At 62.0% G+C, this 17,128-nt stretch carries 16 protein-coding genes and 1 other RNA gene; 7 read left to right on the top strand and 10 right to left on the bottom strand.

The features are described from left to right. Window position 1: 1 nt before the first annotated feature. Window positions 2-874: a phosphoserine phosphatase SerB gene (serB, locus tag BUA69_RS08505; RefSeq protein ID WP_046134909.1), complete on the top strand. Its 873-nt coding sequence runs from the start codon at window positions 2-4 to the stop codon at window positions 872-874. Beyond that, a complete protein-coding gene (locus BUA69_RS08500) occupies window positions 871-1,422 on the top strand; it encodes a GNAT family N-acetyltransferase (protein WP_046134910.1) in 552 nt (183 codons plus the stop codon). Before serB ends, BUA69_RS08500 begins: the two co-directional genes overlap by 4 nt. Here BUA69_RS08500 and BUA69_RS08495 read toward each other — a convergent pair. The 8 genes from BUA69_RS08495 to BUA69_RS08460 all read right to left on the bottom strand — a co-directional run bounded on the left by BUA69_RS08495 (window position 1,400) and on the right by BUA69_RS08460 (window position 8,589). Beyond that, a complete protein-coding gene (locus tag BUA69_RS08495; protein ID WP_046134911.1) occupies window positions 1,400-2,860 on the bottom strand; it encodes a Do family serine endopeptidase in 1,461 nt (486 codons plus the stop codon). The two genes, BUA69_RS08500 and BUA69_RS08495, sit on opposite strands and share 23 nt — an antisense overlap. 168 nt (window positions 2,861-3,028) lie before the next feature. Then, window positions 3,029-4,135 carry a protease modulator HflC gene (hflC, locus tag BUA69_RS08490; RefSeq protein WP_046134912.1) on the bottom strand — a complete coding sequence of 369 codons (1,107 nt, stop codon included), beginning with the start codon at window positions 4,133-4,135 and terminating at the stop codon, window positions 3,029-3,031. A gap of 3 nt (window positions 4,136-4,138) precedes the next feature. After that, window positions 4,139-5,236: an FtsH protease activity modulator HflK gene (gene hflK / locus BUA69_RS08485; RefSeq protein ID WP_046134913.1), complete on the bottom strand. Its 1,098-nt coding sequence runs from the start codon at window positions 5,234-5,236 to the stop codon at window positions 4,139-4,141. 80 nt (window positions 5,237-5,316) lie between these two features. Then, on the bottom strand, window positions 5,317-5,829 hold the full coding sequence (locus tag BUA69_RS08480; RefSeq protein ID WP_046134914.1) for a dihydrofolate reductase: 513 nt from the start codon (window positions 5,827-5,829) through the stop codon (window positions 5,317-5,319). Then, window positions 5,826-6,314: a GNAT family N-acetyltransferase gene (locus BUA69_RS08475; RefSeq protein ID WP_046134915.1), complete on the bottom strand. Its 489-nt coding sequence runs from the start codon at window positions 6,312-6,314 to the stop codon at window positions 5,826-5,828. Before BUA69_RS08475 ends, BUA69_RS08480 begins: the two co-directional genes overlap by 4 nt. Before the next feature lie 35 nt (window positions 6,315-6,349). Next, window positions 6,350-7,363 carry a DUF4424 domain-containing protein gene (locus tag BUA69_RS08470; RefSeq protein WP_046134916.1) on the bottom strand — a complete coding sequence of 338 codons (1,014 nt, stop codon included), beginning with the start codon at window positions 7,361-7,363 and terminating at the stop codon, window positions 6,350-6,352. Between the two features lie 120 nt (window positions 7,364-7,483). Next, complete coding sequence (locus BUA69_RS08465; protein WP_046134917.1) at window positions 7,484-7,798, bottom strand: nucleoside triphosphate pyrophosphohydrolase family protein; 315 nt, start codon at window positions 7,796-7,798, stop codon at window positions 7,484-7,486. Beyond that, window positions 7,795-8,589 carry a thymidylate synthase gene (locus tag BUA69_RS08460; RefSeq protein WP_046134918.1) on the bottom strand — a complete coding sequence of 265 codons (795 nt, stop codon included), beginning with the start codon at window positions 8,587-8,589 and terminating at the stop codon, window positions 7,795-7,797. The genes BUA69_RS08465 and BUA69_RS08460 overlap by 4 nt, the downstream gene beginning before the upstream one ends. A gap of 266 nt (window positions 8,590-8,855) precedes the next feature. On the opposite strand from BUA69_RS08460, the gene BUA69_RS08455 reads away from it, so the two are divergent. From BUA69_RS08455 to BUA69_RS08435, 5 genes are all read left to right on the top strand, one after another. Further along, window positions 8,856-9,254, top strand: a complete 399-nt coding sequence (locus BUA69_RS08455; protein ID WP_046134919.1) for a RidA family protein — start codon at window positions 8,856-8,858, stop codon at window positions 9,252-9,254. Window positions 9,255-9,289: 35 nt separating this feature from the next. Continuing rightward, window positions 9,290-9,490 carry a YdeI/OmpD-associated family protein gene (locus BUA69_RS08450; RefSeq protein ID WP_143154474.1) on the top strand — a complete coding sequence of 67 codons (201 nt, stop codon included), beginning with the start codon at window positions 9,290-9,292 and terminating at the stop codon, window positions 9,488-9,490. A 55-nt stretch (window positions 9,491-9,545) separates the two neighbouring features. After that, window positions 9,546-9,903, top strand: a transfer-messenger RNA (tmRNA) gene (gene ssrA / locus BUA69_RS08445). A gap of 123 nt (window positions 9,904-10,026) precedes the next feature. Further along, window positions 10,027-10,515 (top strand): SspB family protein, encoded by a 489-nt coding sequence (locus BUA69_RS08440; RefSeq protein WP_046134921.1) that lies wholly within the window; start codon window positions 10,027-10,029, stop codon window positions 10,513-10,515. 9 nt (window positions 10,516-10,524) lie between these two features. Then, a complete protein-coding gene (locus BUA69_RS08435) occupies window positions 10,525-10,734 on the top strand; it encodes a ribbon-helix-helix domain-containing protein (protein WP_046134922.1) in 210 nt (69 codons plus the stop codon). A 230-nt stretch (window positions 10,735-10,964) separates the two neighbouring features. Here the strand turns inward: BUA69_RS08435 and BUA69_RS08430 are convergent, their stop codons facing one another. Continuing rightward, window positions 10,965-14,591, bottom strand: coding sequence for an AsmA family protein (locus tag BUA69_RS08430; RefSeq protein WP_046134923.1), 3,627 nt, complete (start codon window positions 14,589-14,591; stop codon window positions 10,965-10,967). A gap of 189 nt (window positions 14,592-14,780) precedes the next feature. Continuing rightward, window positions 14,781-16,940 carry an esterase-like activity of phytase family protein gene (locus BUA69_RS08425; protein WP_046135035.1) on the bottom strand — a complete coding sequence of 720 codons (2,160 nt, stop codon included), beginning with the start codon at window positions 16,938-16,940 and terminating at the stop codon, window positions 14,781-14,783. Window positions 16,941-17,128: the final 188 nt, after the last annotated feature.

Here is a 17,128-nt window from a genome sequence, read left to right as displayed (position 1 = left end):
CATGCCGGTTCTTTGCCTCATCGCCAATCCCACCGAATCCGACCTCGACGTGGCCCTGGCCGCGGCTGTTGTGAAGGAGACGGGCGGCGAACTCAACTGGCTCAACCACTCCATTGCCTGCGAAATCATCGAGCCGAAGTCAACCGATGCGCTGGCAATCGCCCGCAATATCATCGGTAATCGCCCCGTCGATACCGCCCTCCTCCCCACCGAAGGCCGCCGCAAGCGCATCCTCGTCGCCGACATGGATTCCACCATGATCAACGAGGAATGCATCGACGAACTCGCCGCTGCCCTCGGCATCAAGGACCAGGTCGCCGAAATCACCGACCGCGCCATGCGCGGCGAGCTGGATTTCGGCGAGGCCCTCGACACCCGCGTCGCCCTGCTCAAGGGGCTGGAGCGTAAGGTTATCGAGGAAATCCGCCGCGAAAACATCACCTTGGCGCCCGGTGGCCGCGCGCTGATCCAGACCATGAAGGCCTATGGTGCCTATACCTCGCTGGTCTCGGGCGGTTTCACCTTCTTCGCTGACTTCTTCGGCAAGCGCATCGGCTTCGACGAGGCCATCGCCAATGTGCTCGAATTCGACGGCGACCGCCTGACGGGTACCGTGCAGAAGCCCATCGTCGACAAGTCAACCAAGCGCGAGCGCCTGCTGTCTCTCGCCGCCGAGCGCGGTTTCACCGCCGCCGACACGGTTGCAGTGGGCGACGGCGCCAATGATCTCGACATGATCGGCGTGGCCGGCCTCGGCGTGGCGCTGCACGCCAAACCCGCAGTGGCCGCCGAAGCGCAGGTACGCATCGACCATGGCGACCTGACCGCCCTGCTCTATCTGCAGGGCTTCACCGACGAAGATATCGTCCGGTGAGGCTCGAAACCAAGCGTTTGATCCTGCGGGAATGGACCGACGCCGACCGCGATGCCTTCGCTGCAATCGTCGGCGATCCGCATGTCATGCGCTATTATCCCTCGACCCGCCGCCGGGCCGAGGCCGATGCCTGGATGGACAAGATGATCGCCGGCCTCGCCGAGGGCACGTCACACTTCCTCGCCGTCGAGCGCAAGGATGACGGCGCCCTGCTCGGCCTGACCGGCACCGCCAACATCAACTTTGTCATTCCGACCAATCCAAAGGTGGAAATCGGCTGGGTCCTGGGCCAGTTCTATTGGGGACAGGGCTATGCTCCGGAGGCGGCCAAAGCCGCGCTGCAGCATGGCTTTGAAGTGCTCAAGCTACCCGAGATCGTCGCCTTCACCGCTGCGATCAACCAGCCGAGCCAGCGCGTCATGACCAAGATCGGCATGGTCCGCGATCCCGCCGCCGATTTCGAGCACCCGCGCGTGGCCGAAGGCCACCCGCTGCGCTCGCATGTGCTGTACCGGGTGACGAACCCTACTCCAGCCGTACCGCGATAAAGCGGCTTGACCCTGCGGGGTCGGTGATCTTGAACAGCACGGCGGCCCGGTGGGCCGCATGCGCCTCCGCCACCAACCGCTCGACTTCCTCGACACTGGTCACCGGGATCTGATTGACCTCACGGATTATCAGGCCGGGAATGAACCCCTTGTCATAGGCATCGCTGCCATCGCTCACCTCGGTGATCAATGCGCCCGCCACATTGAGCTCGATGCCGAACTCTTCGCGGGCGGCATCATCCAGCGGTGCGATGGCAAAACCAACGATGCCGATCATCCCGCCCGGCAAGTCCGCCGTCGGCTCCGCCTTGGCCGGCGCAACGACCGCTGCGACGTCAATAGGAGCTTCCAGGCGCCCCAGGGTAATGTCGAGCGATATCTCGGTGCCGTTGCGCAGCACGGTGATCGGCACCGCACGGCCCACCTGGGCTTCGGCGACAATGCGCGGCAGATCCCGCATCCGTTCGACAGCCTTGCCGTCAAAGCGCAGGATCAGGTCGCCCTCCTCCAGCACGCCCTCCGCTGGCCCGGTCGGATCGATATCGACGACGATGGCGCCATGGGTATTGGGACGATCAAGGCTGAGGGCAATGTCGTCGCTGACCTCTTGAATGCCGACGCCGATCCAGCCACGCCTTGTCTCGCCAAACTCGGCCAATTGCATCACCACCGGCCGCGCCAGATTTCCGGGAACTGCAAAGCCGATGCCCAGCGACGAGCCGCCGCGGGCAATGATCGCCGTATTGATCCCCACCACTTTGCCAAACATGTCGAAGAGCGGGCCGCCCGAATTGCCCTGATTGATCGAGGCATCGGTCTGGATGAAATTGTCATAAGGGCCGGAATTGATGTCGCGATTGCGCGCCGAGACAATACCGAGAGTGACAGAGCCGCCAAGGCCGAATGGATTGCCGATGGCCATCACCCAATCGCCAACCTCAGCCGTATCGCTATCGCCAAACTCCACGAATGGCAGCGCCGCATCGGCGTTGACGCGCAGCACCGCCAGATCGGTCTTGTCGTCCTTGCCAACCAGCGTCGCCGGCAGGCGCCGCCCATCTGTCAGGAACACATAGATTTCCTCGGCCCCTTCGATGACGTGATTATTGGTGACCACGAACCCTTCGGCGCTGATGATGAAGCCCGAGCCAAGGCTGCGCGCCTCCATCATCTGGTCGGCACCCAAGCCATGATTGGGGTTGAGCTGATCGAACATGTCGCCCAGAGGCGAGCCATCGGGGAATTCCGGAAAGGGCGTACCGCCACCACCCGGCAGGCGCCGCGTCGTGCCGATATTGACCACGGCAGGCGAGAGTTCAGCGGCCAATGCCGCCACCGATTGCGGGCCGCGCGGCTGCGCCTGCGCCATGGCCGGGGTCAGCGGTGCGAGCAACAAAGCCATGGCCAAGCCAATAGTGCCGATGGCGGAAAAGTGCATGCGGTTCTCCTCGGTGATGGCCGATCAGACCACCGATGGGTTCACAAAAGAACAAGGACCGGCCCTGCACAAGGCAAACGGCTGCACGAAAAGGTGATGCCGGCATCGCGTCAAGCAATGCCGGCATCATCAAGTCGGAAGCAAGGCGACCTTCCGGCCGCCTGCTATTTAGGGGCTGACTGCGGGGGTCGCAGGTGCCTCGGCCGGAGCGGCAGGCGCCTCCACCGGTGCCGGAACTTCGGTACCGATAGTTGGCGACAGCTGCGAGCCATCATCCAGAGTCAGGCTCGGCGCTACGCTTTCTTCGATCCCCAGTCCGTCAAGGGCCGGTCCCGAAGACGACGGGGTGATCGGAGCCGCCTGCGGCTGGATCGGCGTCGCCAGATTGGGATTGGCTGCTGGGAGCGAACCGTTGGAGCCAAAATAGCGGAAGAACTCGCTATCAGGGGACAACACCATAGTCGTGCCGGTATCAGCCAACGCCTTACGGTAAGCGTCCATCGAGCGATAGAACTCGAAGAACTCCTGGTCCTGCCCATAGGCCGCAGCGAAGAGGCGGTTGCGCTCGGCATCACCGGTACCACGGATGATTTCCGCATCACGGGTTGCCGCAGCCACGATTTCGACAGCCTGACGGTCGGCGATAGCGCGAAGCGACTGAGCCTGTTCCTGACCACGAGCCCGCAGCAGGGCGGCCTCAGCCAGACGTTCGGCACGCATACGCTCATAGGTCCGCTCGAACACATCGGGCGAAAGGTCGGTCCGCAGGATGCGCACGTCGACGACTTCAATGCCCAGCTGCTCGAGATCCGGACGGATAAGGTCACGGGCTTCCAGCATCATCTGGGCGCGCTGCTCGGAGAGAGCGGCGTTGAATTCGCGGAGGCCATAAACCTGGCGCAATACGGCGGCGAAGCGGGTCGCGATACGATCTTCAACCACCGAAAGCTGACCCTGGGCGCGTTCACGGAACAGCTTGGGGTCTACGATGCGGTAGGTGAGGAAAGCATCGACTTCATAGAAGGCGCCGCCGGAAACCTGGACACGCAGGTCGGAAATGTCCTGGCGCAGGAGACGATCTTCAATGATCTGCACGCTATCAACGAAATCGGTCGGGATCTTGAAATAGATGCCCGGTTCGGTGCGAATATCGGTGATCGCGCCGAAGCGCGTGACGATGGCTTGTTCGCGCTCGTTGACCACATACATGGACGAGAACAGAACGTAGAGAGCAGCCAGAACGACGGCGCCAATGATAATGAGACGGTTGTTCATGGCTTAGTTCCCCGCCGGAGTGGTGGTCGTGCCGGAGCGCAGCCCAGGCAACGGCAGATAGGGAATGACGCCCTGTCCGTTGGTTCCGTTTTCGATCAGCACTTTTTCCGACTTGCCGAGCACTTCTTCCATGGTTTCCAGGAACAGACGCTTGCGGGTCACTTCGGGCGAGTTGACGTATTCGGCGTAGATGGCGTTGAAGCGCTCTGCCTCACCGGTTGCTTCCTGCACCACGCGGTTGGTGTAGGCGGCGGCATCTTCGCGGAGCGCCGCGGCACGACCACGCGCATCGCCCAGAAGCGTATTGGCGTAGGAGCGTGCTTCTTCCTGCACACGGTCTTCGTCCTGCTCAGCACGCTGAACTTCGTTGAACGCATCGGCCACTTCCGCCGGAGGCGCAGCGCCTTCGATGGAGATCTGGCTGACGGTCACGCCGAGACCGTAGCTGTCCAGGATACCCTGGGTGATCTGCTGGACCTCGGCGGCAATGCCGGCCTGGTCATCACGGAACACGTCATTGGCCGGACGGCGGCCCACGACTTCGCGCATCGCGCTTTCAGCGGCATTGCGAACCATGTCTTCAGGATCACGCACGTTGAACAGGTATTGGACCGGGTCGGAAACCGCCCAGAACACCGAGAACCGCACGTCAGCAATGTTCTGGTCACCCGACAGCATCAAGCCATCATCGCCTGTTGTCCGCGTGCCAGTGGAGTTTGCCGAGCCAATCGTGATCTGGTTGACGGTCAGAGGAACGCGTTCAACAGTTTCGATGGGCCAAAGGTGGAAATGTAGACCCGGCATGGACAAGTCGGGCTTGGGCGCGCCAAAGCGCAACTCGACGCCGACTTCCTGGGGATCCACCGTGTAGATTGAATTGACGCCCCAGAACGCTACCAGCGCCAGCAGGCCACCGATAATGGCCCAACGGCCGCCTGGAATGCCGCCGCGGAACTGATCGCGTCCGCGATTGAGGATTTCTTCGAGGTTGGGCGTGTTGCCGCCGTTTGGACGGCGCGGTCCACCACCGCCACCAGGGGCCTGACCCCATGGGCCGCCATTGTTGCGGCCACCCCCGTCTCCATTACTCTCCCACGGCATCGCGTCCCTTTCAGCTATTTCAAGAATTCGTTCTCGACCTATATAGGGAAGCCCACCCCCTCGATCAATGCGGCGTTCCTTTACGTACGCCGTTCATACACTTTGACGCGGTAGCTCGCTTCATCCCGCTCGGACGGCACGACTTCCGGCAAATCCACCACCGCCCAGTCTTCATGCGCAAAGGCAGGAAAGACAACATCGCCGACAGGCTGCAGGTCCACATGGCTAATGTAAAGCCGATCGGCCAGCGGCAATGCCTGAGCATAGATCTCGCCGCCGCCAATGATCATCACTTCATCGGCACCGTCAGCCGCCGCGATTGCCTTGCCTCGCTCGATCGCCGTGGCGAGATCATGGACCACAATGACCCCATCAGGCTGGTAGGTAGTCTGTCGCGTAATCACGATATTTGCACGTCCCGGCAAGGGCTTACCGACCGTTTCATATTGCTTTCGCCCCATGACCACGGGCTTGCCCATCGTCGTGCGCTTGAAGAAAGCCATGTCCGAGGGAATGCGCCACGGAATGGTCTGGTCGCTGCCGATCACACCATTTTCGGCGACGCCGGCAATCATGGCAATCCGAACGCTCATGGCTTGCCCAGCGCCAGCAACGCCTCCCCGTCAATGCGCACCTTGGTCCATTCGTCCTGCATCACGCCACCCTGCGATTTGTAGAATTCGATCGACGGTTCGTTCCAGTCGAGCACCCACCATTCGAAGCGTCCAAGCCCTTCCGCGACGCATCGCCGCGCCAGATTGACCAGCAGTGCCTTGCCAATACCTTTGCCCCGCATCGTCGGATCGACATAGAGGTCTTCCAGCCACATGCCCTGGCGCCCCTGAAAGCTCGAATAGGTGTAGAACCAGAGCGTGAAACCTACCGGTTTTCCCTGCCACTCGGCGATCTCGCAAAACACTCGCGGCTGATCCCCGAACAGGTCGCGGGCAATATCGGCCTCTTTGGCCTTGGCCTCGTGGCTCAGTTTTTCGTATTCGGCCAATTCGGCAATGAACTGCACCACAAGGGCAGCATCGCCAGGAACGGCCGCGCGGATCACAAGATCATCGGCAGACATGTACGCACTTTCAGATTGCAATGGGTCGGGGCGAGCTAGAACCCCTCGTGGCGCTCCAGGATCAGGATTTCGATTTCCTTCTCCGGGTAAAAATCGGTCGCCACCATTTCAAAGGTGGTCGGACCGATCTTCCTGACATTATCGCCGCAGAAGGAGACCAGGTTCTCGGGATCTCCCTTGTCGATCACCAGCCGGAAATTCTCGATACGCCCACCGCTCCAATTGCCGCCGGTTGTCAGGATATAGGAAATCCAGCTCTCGAAGAATGGCGCCGACCAGGGGGCTTCCTCGTCCTTGAGCGTTTTGCGCACGGCGGCAATGAAGCTCTCGTCGATGCAGTACTTCCTGGCATAGTCAGCGGCCGGGTCATACCCTTCATAGGGTTCGCTGAGGAAGGTCACGCCCGTCGTGCCGCCAACGCTTGGCGTGTAGCGATGCTCGACCTTGACCGTCTCGCCAGCCGGGAAATCGCCTTCCCAGGTATACGTGGCCCGATAGGTCCAGGTTGGGTAGAAGTGATCTTTTATCCCATCGCCGAGGTCGTGCTGATCGGGCACCAACAGGCCCAGGTGCAGCATCTCGGCGGTGGTCGCATCATCGAGCGCGTCAGTCGCCGCGCTGGTGCTTTGGGCAAATGACACCAGCGACAGTCCCTTTTCGCGCAGGTAACTGGAACGGTCGACACCAGCGGCGATGGCATATTCATGCAGCGTCGCATCGACACGCTGGCCGTTGAAGGTGGTCTGGAAATTGAACAGATTGTCGAGCGGACCATCGGGAAACGCCGTCGGCGACCACCAGTCCGGCACGATGTCTGGCATCGGGAAGGCCACCAGCACGTTCTGGTCTACCTGGCCGTTATTGCGGAACTCGTAGATCACCCGGATTTCTTCCCGTGAGATGAAGAGCTCCTCGCTCACCATCTGGATATCCTGATTGGTGATGAACTCCAGGCCCCCCGTGGTCAGCTGCGCCGCCGTATCATTGGCCGCAGCTGGCAGGGCGACGCCGCAGGCAAGCATCAGCGCCAAAGTGGACAACGTCTTCATCGCCAGGCCTCCAAAAGTCACAATAATTACAATGAAGTAGCGCTAGAACGGGGCATTGTGCAACCGCATGCGCGCCTTCGCGCAGGGTACCATAGACAAAGGCACCATAGGCAACCGGCCTCAACGCGGCAAATGCGCATACCATTTGCGATCCAGCGCCGCATCGAGATCGATCGCGTTGTGCCGTGCATAGAGCAGCAGCATGGCCAGCACATCGGCCGCCTCATCCGCCCTGGCTTGCTTGATCGTTTCGGCGGAGGCACCCTTGAGCCGCCCTCGCCCCGATGCCTTGAGGTGCTCGGCCGTCAGCTCACCCAGCTCTTCCTGGAGCTTGAGCATGAACCAGTCATCATCCCTGGTGATGTCGTTGCGGTCGGCATAAATGTCGGACACCTGGGCCAACAAGACAGTCAGCTCCGACAGTGTCCGGCTCATACCGCGACCGCCGCCTTGATATGCGGATCTGGGTCGTAGCCGGTGATGGTGAAGTCCTCGAATGTGAAGTCTTCCAGCCGGGTGATCGCTGGGTTCAGCGTCAGCGTTGGCAATGGCTTGGGCTGGCGGGTCAGCTGCAGCCGGGCCTGCTCGAAATGGTTGGAATACAGGTGCACATCGCCAAAGGTATGGACGAAATCCCCCACCTTCAGCCCGCAGACCTGCGCCACCATATGGGTGAATAGCGCATAGGAGGCGATGTTGAACGGCACGCCGAGGAAGGTATCGGCGGAGCGCTGATAGAGCTGGCAGCTCAGCTTGCCATCGGCCACATAGAACTGGAACAGGCAGTGACACGGCGGCAGCGCCATCTCGTCGATCTCGGCAGGGTTCCAGGCCGATACGATGTGGCGGCGCGAGTCCGGCTTGTTGCGGATCGAATCCAGCACATTGGCGATCTGGTCGATCTTGCGGCCATCCGGCGCCGGCCAGCTGCGCCATTGCGAGCCATAGACCGGGCCGAGATCACCATTTTCGTCGGCCCACTCGTCCCAGATCTTGACGCCACGCTCCTGCAGCCAGCGCACATTGGTCCCACCACGAATGAACCAGAGCAGCTCATAGACGATGGACTTGATGTGCAGCTTCTTGGTGGTCAGCAGCGGAAAACCCTGCGCCAGATCGAACCGCATCTGGTAGCCGAACAGGCTCCGCGTGCCGGTGCCTGTGCGGTCGGACTTGTCGACGCCGGTTTCGAGGATATCGGTGAGGAGGCGATGATAGGGCTGCATGACCTTAATCCTAGTTCGATTCGGCCAATTTTGGCTCCGACTCCAGTCGCCTTTCCACCAGCCGCTTCACCCACATCATCTGCAGATCAGATTGACGACGAAGAAGAGGGATCGGGGGCGCCTGCAGCAGGTTCAAGCGGCTCCCTCCCCCGGGCGCAGATTGACGCAACCAGAAACCGGCAGAACCAGTTACACTGCAAGCCCGTGAGACCAGTTTCAGAATCGCTCATGGGCGGGCCACAGGGCCAAAGCCAAGGGAGACGATCATGCCCATTGAACATCTCAATCCAGATGGAATGTATAAAAGCCCCGTCTTTTCCCAGGGCATCATTGTGCCGGCTGGCGCCCGCATGCTGCTGATCGGCGGGCAAAACAGCGTCAACGCCAGCGGCGAAATCATCGGCAAGGACGACACCGCCCGGCAGACGGAACAGGCCCTCGAAAACCTCCAGACTGTGCTCAAGGCCGCCGGCGGCAGGCTTGAGGACCTGGTGAAGGTGACGATCTACATCCGGCAGGATGCGGACCTGCGCGCGGGCTTCGGTGCCTGGATGGCAGTATGGGGTGATCGCGGCCATCCGCCCACAGTGTCCGGCATACGCGTTGCAGCGCTCACCAATCCCGATTTCCTGATCGAGATCGAAGCTCAGGCGGTGCTGCCGTGAGCCCGGTGCAGCGCCCCCTGCGCAAACGCGAGGACATGCCAGACTTCGTCGCCGAGGCCCTTGAAGCCAGCGGCCTTCGCGAGAAGTACGATGCCCGCCCGCCTTACCAGCGCAACGATTATCTATTGTGGATCAACAAGGTCAAACGCGAGGAAACCAAGCAGAAGCACCTCAGGCAGTTGCTCGAGGAGCTGGAGACCGGCGGCGTTTACATGGGCATGGCCTGGAACGGCTAGCGCTCAGCCCTGCAGAACCGACATTGCAGGGGACAATTTCAGCTCAACGCGATCGCGATTTGCATACTGCCTTGGGGTTCCCTATATTGGAGGGGCTCGCAAGAGCTATGGCGATAAACTGTCATCGTAATAAACCTTTCGGACCCGGGGGCAGTACCCGGCGCCTCCACCATCTTACCCGGCAACGGGGCAGCCAATGGGGGCGAAACAGGATCGACGAGGGCGTAAAGGGTGTGCTTTTGCTCGGTGAGGTACCACCGTTATCGGTCCGAAACTTATAGTTGCAAATGACAACCATAAGGCTCCAGTCGCTCTCGCTGCGTAAGCAGTGCTAGCATTGGGAAATTAAGTCCTCCGCTCCTAGCCGGGCGACAGGCGGGGTCCGCAGGCACCTGGCAACAGAAGCCTGCACCTTCCCTCAAGCCGCCACGCATCAATCATCGAGCTTGATACGCCTTTGTCCTTGAAATCTTCGGGATGGCGAGGTTGATATGGGAAATCGGGATTCTCCTCCCGCTAATGCTGGAAGGGCGCCGATGGCCGAAGATCTGATCCGCTATGACATTCTTGCTCAGGAAGCGCTCCGCGGCGTCGTCCGCAAAGTGCTGTCTGAAGTTGCCAAGACCGGTCTGCCCGGCGAGCATCACTTCTTCATCTCCTTCATGACTCGCGCCCCCGGCGTTCGGCTGTCCGAGAAGCTGCTCGGCCAGTACGACAAGGAAATGACCATCGTCATCCAGAACCAGTACTGGGACCTCAAGGTCACCGAAACCGGTTTTGAAATCGGTTTGTCCTTCGACGGGCAGCCCGAAATGCTGGTCATCCCCTTCTCGGCGATCAAGGGCTTTTTCGACCCCTCCGTGCAGTTCGGCCTGCAGTTCGACCCCGTTGGCACCGTCCCCGGCGCTGACGAAGAGGACGAAAGCGATGCCGAAGTCAGCGCCACCGAAGGCGAGACGGCCAAGGACGGCGAGCAGAGCGGCGAAAAGGTCGTCAGCCTCGACGCATTCCGCAAAAAGCCCTGACAGCCTGCGATGGAAAAGCGCTCGCTCTCCATCGCCGGCCACCGCACCAGCATCGCCCTGGAGCCGGAATTCTGGGCGGCCTTGACGGCTATGGCTGTTGAGGCCGAGCAGCCGCTTGCCGGGCTGATCCGCACCATCGATGAACGCCGCGCCACCACGAACCTATCGTCAGCGGTGAGAGTTGCGGTGCTGGAATGGTATCAGGGCAAGGTGGAATAGCGGAGTGGGTGCTGCCCCCCCTTGCCGCGTCTAGCGTCTTTCCGCTCCCAGTCACTTCATTCCATCACCGCGCTGCCCACGGGCTTGACCCGTGGGTCACTCTCAACTCGGCACAAGCGGTCAACGGTCCACGGGTCAAGCCCGCGGACAGCGCGGTGTTTGTTGAGCGATCGCCTGACAAAGAGCGCGTTTGCGATCGGCTGCAATTGCGTAACCCTAGCCAGCACGCCTTAAAACTGCGGCTGAATACCCCCACCCTGGAACTGCCCATTGATCGGTGGCAGACTCAAATCCAGCGGCCCTGTCGTCACCGGCGCCTCAGCCGGCGGCACGACCTGCTGCTCCAGAAGTCGCTGTTCCTCCTGAACCCGAAGCTCTTCCTGCCGCCGCGCCTCTTCCTCCTCCGCCAGTCGTGCGGCTTCCTCGGCGGCGATGCGGCGTTGTTCGGCGATCAGCCGATTGCGTTCCTCGGCGGCGGCGCGTTGGCGTTCCGCGTCTTCAGCGCGCAGTGCTTCCAGCCGATCCACCTCGATCTCATTGGCGCGAACCTGTAGCGCCGCAACCATGATATCGAGATCGAGTGCGTTGACCGGAGCCGGGACCGTACCGCTGAGCCGGGTCACAATTCGCGCCGTATTGGCATCGACCAGGCCATTGGGGTCATCAAAGCCGAGCGGTGTCATCGCAAAACTGCCATCGAGGCCCAGCGTCTCGACCGTCAGGTTCAAGCCGCCGGCTAGGCTGGCGCCATCGCCTTCGACAATCAAATTGGCCAGCCGGGCAACACCACCGGCAATCGTGAACGCGCCAGCCAGTTCTGGGGCTTTGAAAGCCCCCTGCTCCAGCCCCTGCCCGATGATGATTCCAAGCGCATCGGCGTCCATTTCCAGCACACCGTCCAGCGCCGCAACCGTGGCAAAGACCCCGGGATCAAGCTTGTCGACGGTGAAGTCGGCAATGGTGAAATTGCCCTCGCCCGCCAGCACCTGCGCCAGTGCCGCAAAGCTGGCACCGGTCGCTTCAAAGCGCAGTCCGCCATCGATCACGCCACCCAAAGCATCCGCTAGAGCGGGCGGCGCAATCTCGTCGATACCAACGCCGTCCAGCGTCAGTCGACCGGCCACGGTCTTGTCCGCCAGCGGGCCCGAGCAACAGACCGAGACGTCGAACGTCACCTTCCCGGTGCCAATGCCCGCCTCGAACCGCGCCAGGCGCATGCGAGTCTCGTCCCAACTGAGATCGAACTTGGCATCGCGCATCATCGAAGCGCCACCGACTGTGACAGCAGGCGTAGTCACCGCGACGGTGCCGCGCGTGCTGCGGGCCGTATCGCCAATATCGATCGGGCCATCCGGCCACGGCCCGCTGCCCCGGATCAAGGCCGCCGGACCGAACATGGCCGCAGCCAACGCGGTCACATCGACACTATCCAGCGCCACCGCGCCCGCAACCATGGCGCTGCCGCCGGTGCGCGACAGCGAGAGTTCGCCAGTGAACCCAGTCTCACCCGAGCGGCCTTCGATCCCAGTCAGGCGCGCCAGCCGCCGGCCTTCGAAATGCAGGTCAGCGTGACCTTCTGCCATCGGCAGGCTGAGCCCGCGCGCTCCAGCCAATTGGGCCAGCCCGGCAGCCTCGACCAGCTTGCCTTCAATGGTTCCGGTCCCCTCAATCTCGGCATTGCCAGCCACCAGCAGGTCGCCGGAGAAGCTCAGATATTCCTCCCCCGCGCTGGCAGTGACCTGGCTCTTGAGCCCCTCGCCCGGCACGCCGACGAAATTCAGAGCCACCATAATCTCACCGGCATCGGGGAAAACCTCCGCGTCGCCAAAACCCAGTTGCCGGGTAAGCGCCGGCGGGTCGCGCGATTCCAGCGTGCCGTTGATCCGCAGAGCCTGGGTCAGTGCCCCATTCAAGCCGCCAGAAAGCTGCGCCGTCAGATCCAGATCGGCGACGCCGAGCCGGCCGCCCAGCGTCAATGTCTGCGCGCCTTCGGTGTTGGCAGGCGTCAGATCAAAGATCACTTCGCCGGGCAGCGATAGCGCAAGCGCGTCGCGCCACGACGCTGGGGTATCGGCCCGATCATGGAGCGCCACCAAAGCCGGCGCATCCGCCGTGCCGGCGCGAATGACACCCGAGCCGGAAACCTGCGGATCGGCCAGAGTGCCTTGCAGCGTCAATGCTACCTCGAAGCCAACGCCGCCAAAGTCCTGCGCCGAAAGACGGGTGAATTGCAGCTGGCCATCGCCCCATTGCCCCTCTGCGACCAGTGTCGTTGCGACCTGCTCGGCAATCCGCGCCGATTTCGCGCTGACCGTAAAGCTGCCATCTGGAAAGCTGGTTGCAAAACCAGCACCCGACGTATCTGGCAGCAACGCCGCCATCGCGGCACTTTCCGCTTTACCAAGATCGGCAAAATGGACGGTCACATCGAGCCTCCGCTCATCGGCAAAGCCCAGCCTCAGGTCCACCGCGTGAGCTGTTTCCTCCAATGTCAGCACGCCGCCACTCAGCCCCAGTGCACTTCCGCCCAGCATCACCTTGCCCTCGAGCGAGCCCGGAACATTGAATAATGGATTGTCATCACCCGGCTTGCGCCACAGCGCCGCCAAGGCGTCCAGCCGTTGGCTGCTGATCGAAACCTGTCCGGTGAACCCCGGCAGGCCCTCATTGGAAATCAAACTGCCGCTGGCCCGCACCTCCGTATCGCCCGGCAGGTGCGCTATGGCCTGGCTGATCTCCCAACTGGTGCCATCGGTGGTCGCATCCAGCCGGACCTGGCGCAGCGAGAATCCGCGCAATCCGACCTCTGCCAGGTCGACTCCCACCCTTCCGGGCATCGGTGGCAGCAAGGGGGGCGGCAGTTCATCGAGTAGCCGCACCAACTCAAATGGCAGGAGCGTCGCGTCCTCAGACGCGTCGCGCGGCGGCAGCGAGAACACCCCACCCGAAACCACCGCGTCAAAACTGCGCCTCTCGCCCAATTGAATGCTGGCCGCGCCGGTTAGTCGCGCGCTTGCGCGGTTCTCGTCCGGCTGCAGCACATAGCCCGAAAGCACAATCCGGTCGGTCGAGGCTTGCACCTTGCTCTCGAATACCAGGTCACCGCGAATACCGGCGGCCGGCTCGGCAGCAGGCGGCGCCTGGCGCAGGACGATGGCGCCATCGAATTTGGGCGCGATGCCGGTCGACAGAATACCTTCGCTCGATAGTGTAAACGCCCCATCGACCGGCTGCAGGAAGCTGCTGATGCGCGTATTGCCATCGACATCGACCAGTGCCGAATTGAACCGCAGCGAATAGCGCTGCGCATTGAATTCAGCCGTGCCCTGGAACTGGAACGGGCCGCTGAAGCTGGCCAGCCTGAGGTCTCCATCGAGATTGGCGGCGACGAAGCGCTCGCCCGTGCGAACATCTTCAAGCCGGACAGTGCCATCAATGATCGAAGCCTGCGCCAGTGACACTGCCGACTTGCCGGTCGCTACCTCGATGCCACTGCCAAAGAGCCCATTTTCGTCGATTGTCAGGTCTATGACCGGCTGGGCGAGCACCAGACGCGTGACATTGTAATTGTCGCGCAGGAACTCCATCAGCGAGAAATCAGCCTCGACTGCGCCGACCGTAGCGGCCGGCGCCTCGATCGAGCCGACCACCACATCGGTAAAGCTCAATCGCGGCTGCGGCAGCAGCGAGAATTCGATGTCGCCACGAATGGTAACGTCTTCGCCCAGCGCCTCGGTGGCCAGCGCTTCCATGCGGTCACGATAGTCGCCCCACTGGATGAACCGGGGGGCAATGAAGGCTCCGGCGAGCGCAATAATGGCGAGCACGCCGATGATGATATAGATGCGGTTCAGCACGGGTACGGGCGCCTCGATTTGGTGCGCAGAGTGTAGGCAAGTCCACTCCCCGCGCAACCCCGCTATTGCCTTGTTTTCATGCCGGTAAAATGGCCATCGCGACGCGGCACAATCACGCTTGCGTCAATCACCAAAGACAAACGGCCGGGCGCCCGCCGCCCGGCCGGTCGTTTTGGTCCCGGACGCAGATTAGAGCGCGCCGATCGACCAGACCAGGGTTTCGCCGGAGCTGTCGGCAACGCCGTCATTGTCGGTGATCACAAAACCATTTCCGGCGGCGTCGACGGCAAAGCTTTCCACCTTGTCGAGGACATAACCGTTATTGCCTGCGAGATCGGGCAGGAAGTCGCGCACCAGTTCCTTGCTGACCAGTGGCAGTTCGCCCCCCAGCTCAGCCGCCACGAGGTCGGCCACCGGCACGCGATAGAGCGCCTTCAGCTGGGCCTTGTCGCCGATCTGGTTGTCGCGCTCGACGATATAGACATAGTCGCCATGCGCGGTGATTTCGCTGAGACCAACCCAGGCGCCCTCGGCCGGGGCTTCGAGTGGATAGGCAACAGCGCCCCATTCCTTGCTGGCAGGCGTATAGCGCAGCAGCTTGACCTGCCCCTTGGGGTCGTCCTTCCACTCGCGCTGCATCGCCACCCAGAGCACCGCCTCGTCGCCTTCGCCGATACGGGTGACGCCTTCGGCGCCAAAGCGCACGCCATTGGCCGTCAGCGCATCGGGCAGCGCCACTTCGGCCAGGATCTTGCCATCGGCATCGACATGGAACAGCGCATGCGGCGTCAGCTTGGCGCTATCGCCTTCCGAAGCCAGCCAGAACCCGCCCTCGCCATCCAGCGTGATGCCTTCGAGGTCGAGCTTCTGGGCAGCTGCACCGCCTCGGGTGATGATGGTCTTGGCGGTGATGCGGGCCGGATGAGCCGTTGCGTCGATAGTGTAGATGGCCGGCTCGGCCGAGAGCACGCTGTCGCTGACGGCGTAGAGAATGCCCGGCTTTTCAGCATCGGCAACAGCGCCAGAGATCGCGGCCCAACCCAGCGGGCGGCCATCGGCATCGAGATCGGCGATCAGCTGCGGATAGGCGGCTTCGCCTTCGCTCAGCTCATAGACCATGACATGCGAGCCAACGCCGCCATTTTCGCGCAGATCGACTTCATTGGCGGTGACCAGCAGATTGCGCGCCGGAATGGCAACCAGGCCTTCCGGCGAAATGCCCGATGGCAGCAACTGGACGAATTCCGGCTCGGCGCCCGTGTCCTTGTAGACGGCGATCAGCGAGGAGCGTTCCTCGGCAATGAAGATGTACTGGTCATCGCCAAACTTCGCGACTTCCAGGCCCTCTGGCTCGACGCCCTTCTTGTTGCGCGCATCGGGATAGTGACCAACGCGGGCAGCATAGTGGTCCAGCGCGTTGCCGCTATCGAACAGCACAACGCCGTCACGGCCGAAGATGGTGAAGCCGCGCGTGCCGCCATTCCAGTCGCCTTCATTGGCGACGACGAGACGGTCGGCATCCAGCCACTTCACCGCATCGGGCTCGCGCGGCAGGTCATCCTGCTTGCCGGTGAAGCGCAGCGCGCCGTCCTTCTTGGTATCGGCATCGGTAAGCGACACGGCGCCGGCCGAGAAGCCGCCCGTGACTGCGCCGGTCTTGCCGTCGATGATGGCGATATGGTTGTTTTCCTGCAGCGTGACGACGATCTCGTCATTGGCGTTGAAATCAACGAATTCGGGCTCCGGATCATCGCCGCCGATTGCGGCAATGCCAATCAACTCGACCGTCTTTAGCGACTTGGCGGCGACATCAAAGATCACCACGAACCCGGCAGGCGCCTGCGGAAGGCCGCCATCGCCCAGGTCTTCATCGCGCTCGTTTTCGATGGCCACGGCAATCAGCGTGCCGGCTGCATTGTGCGCGACCGAGTCAGGCTGCCCGCCAAGGTCATACTCGGCCTCGACAGCCTGGGTCGCGATATCGACCACGGCCAGCTTGCCGGAAGGATTGGTGAAGCTCTCGGAGGTGTTGACGCCAACATAGGCCTTGTCGCCGATAATGGTCACCGAGGTGGGCTCGCCATTAAGCGACAGGAACCCGGCGGCCTTGGGCGCCTTGGGATCGGTCAGGTCGACAAAGCCGATGCCACCGGCCGGACTGTCCGAATAAATTGCCAGCATGCCGTCTTCAGTGGCGGCGATGATTTCGGAGGAGGTTACTTCAGCCTCTGGCGCATTCTGCGCGACGGGAAAGCTGGCGACGCGGTTGAAATACTGGGCGGCGCCAGCCGAAACGGTGGTCGCCAGCAATGCCGCGGTCAGCGCGGCCAAGAGTTTTGCACTATGCATGATGAAGCCCCTGTTGAAGTCGGGGTTTCGCATAAGCACGCCACAATACACTCAGATGACGGGCCTGTGACAGCACGGTGACAGGCCTGACTTCTATACATCGCGGGCATGGATGCCTATATTGCCAACGAGAACAAAATGAGATTCGTCAATCCCGCCGCAGCAGCCTCCTCTGCGCGCGCGGCGCT

The sequence above is a fragment of the Devosia limi DSM 17137 genome, assembly GCF_900128975.1.
Classification (GTDB): domain Bacteria; phylum Pseudomonadota; class Alphaproteobacteria; order Rhizobiales; family Devosiaceae; genus Devosia; species Devosia limi.
This window is presented reverse-complemented; position numbering and strand designations above follow the sequence as displayed.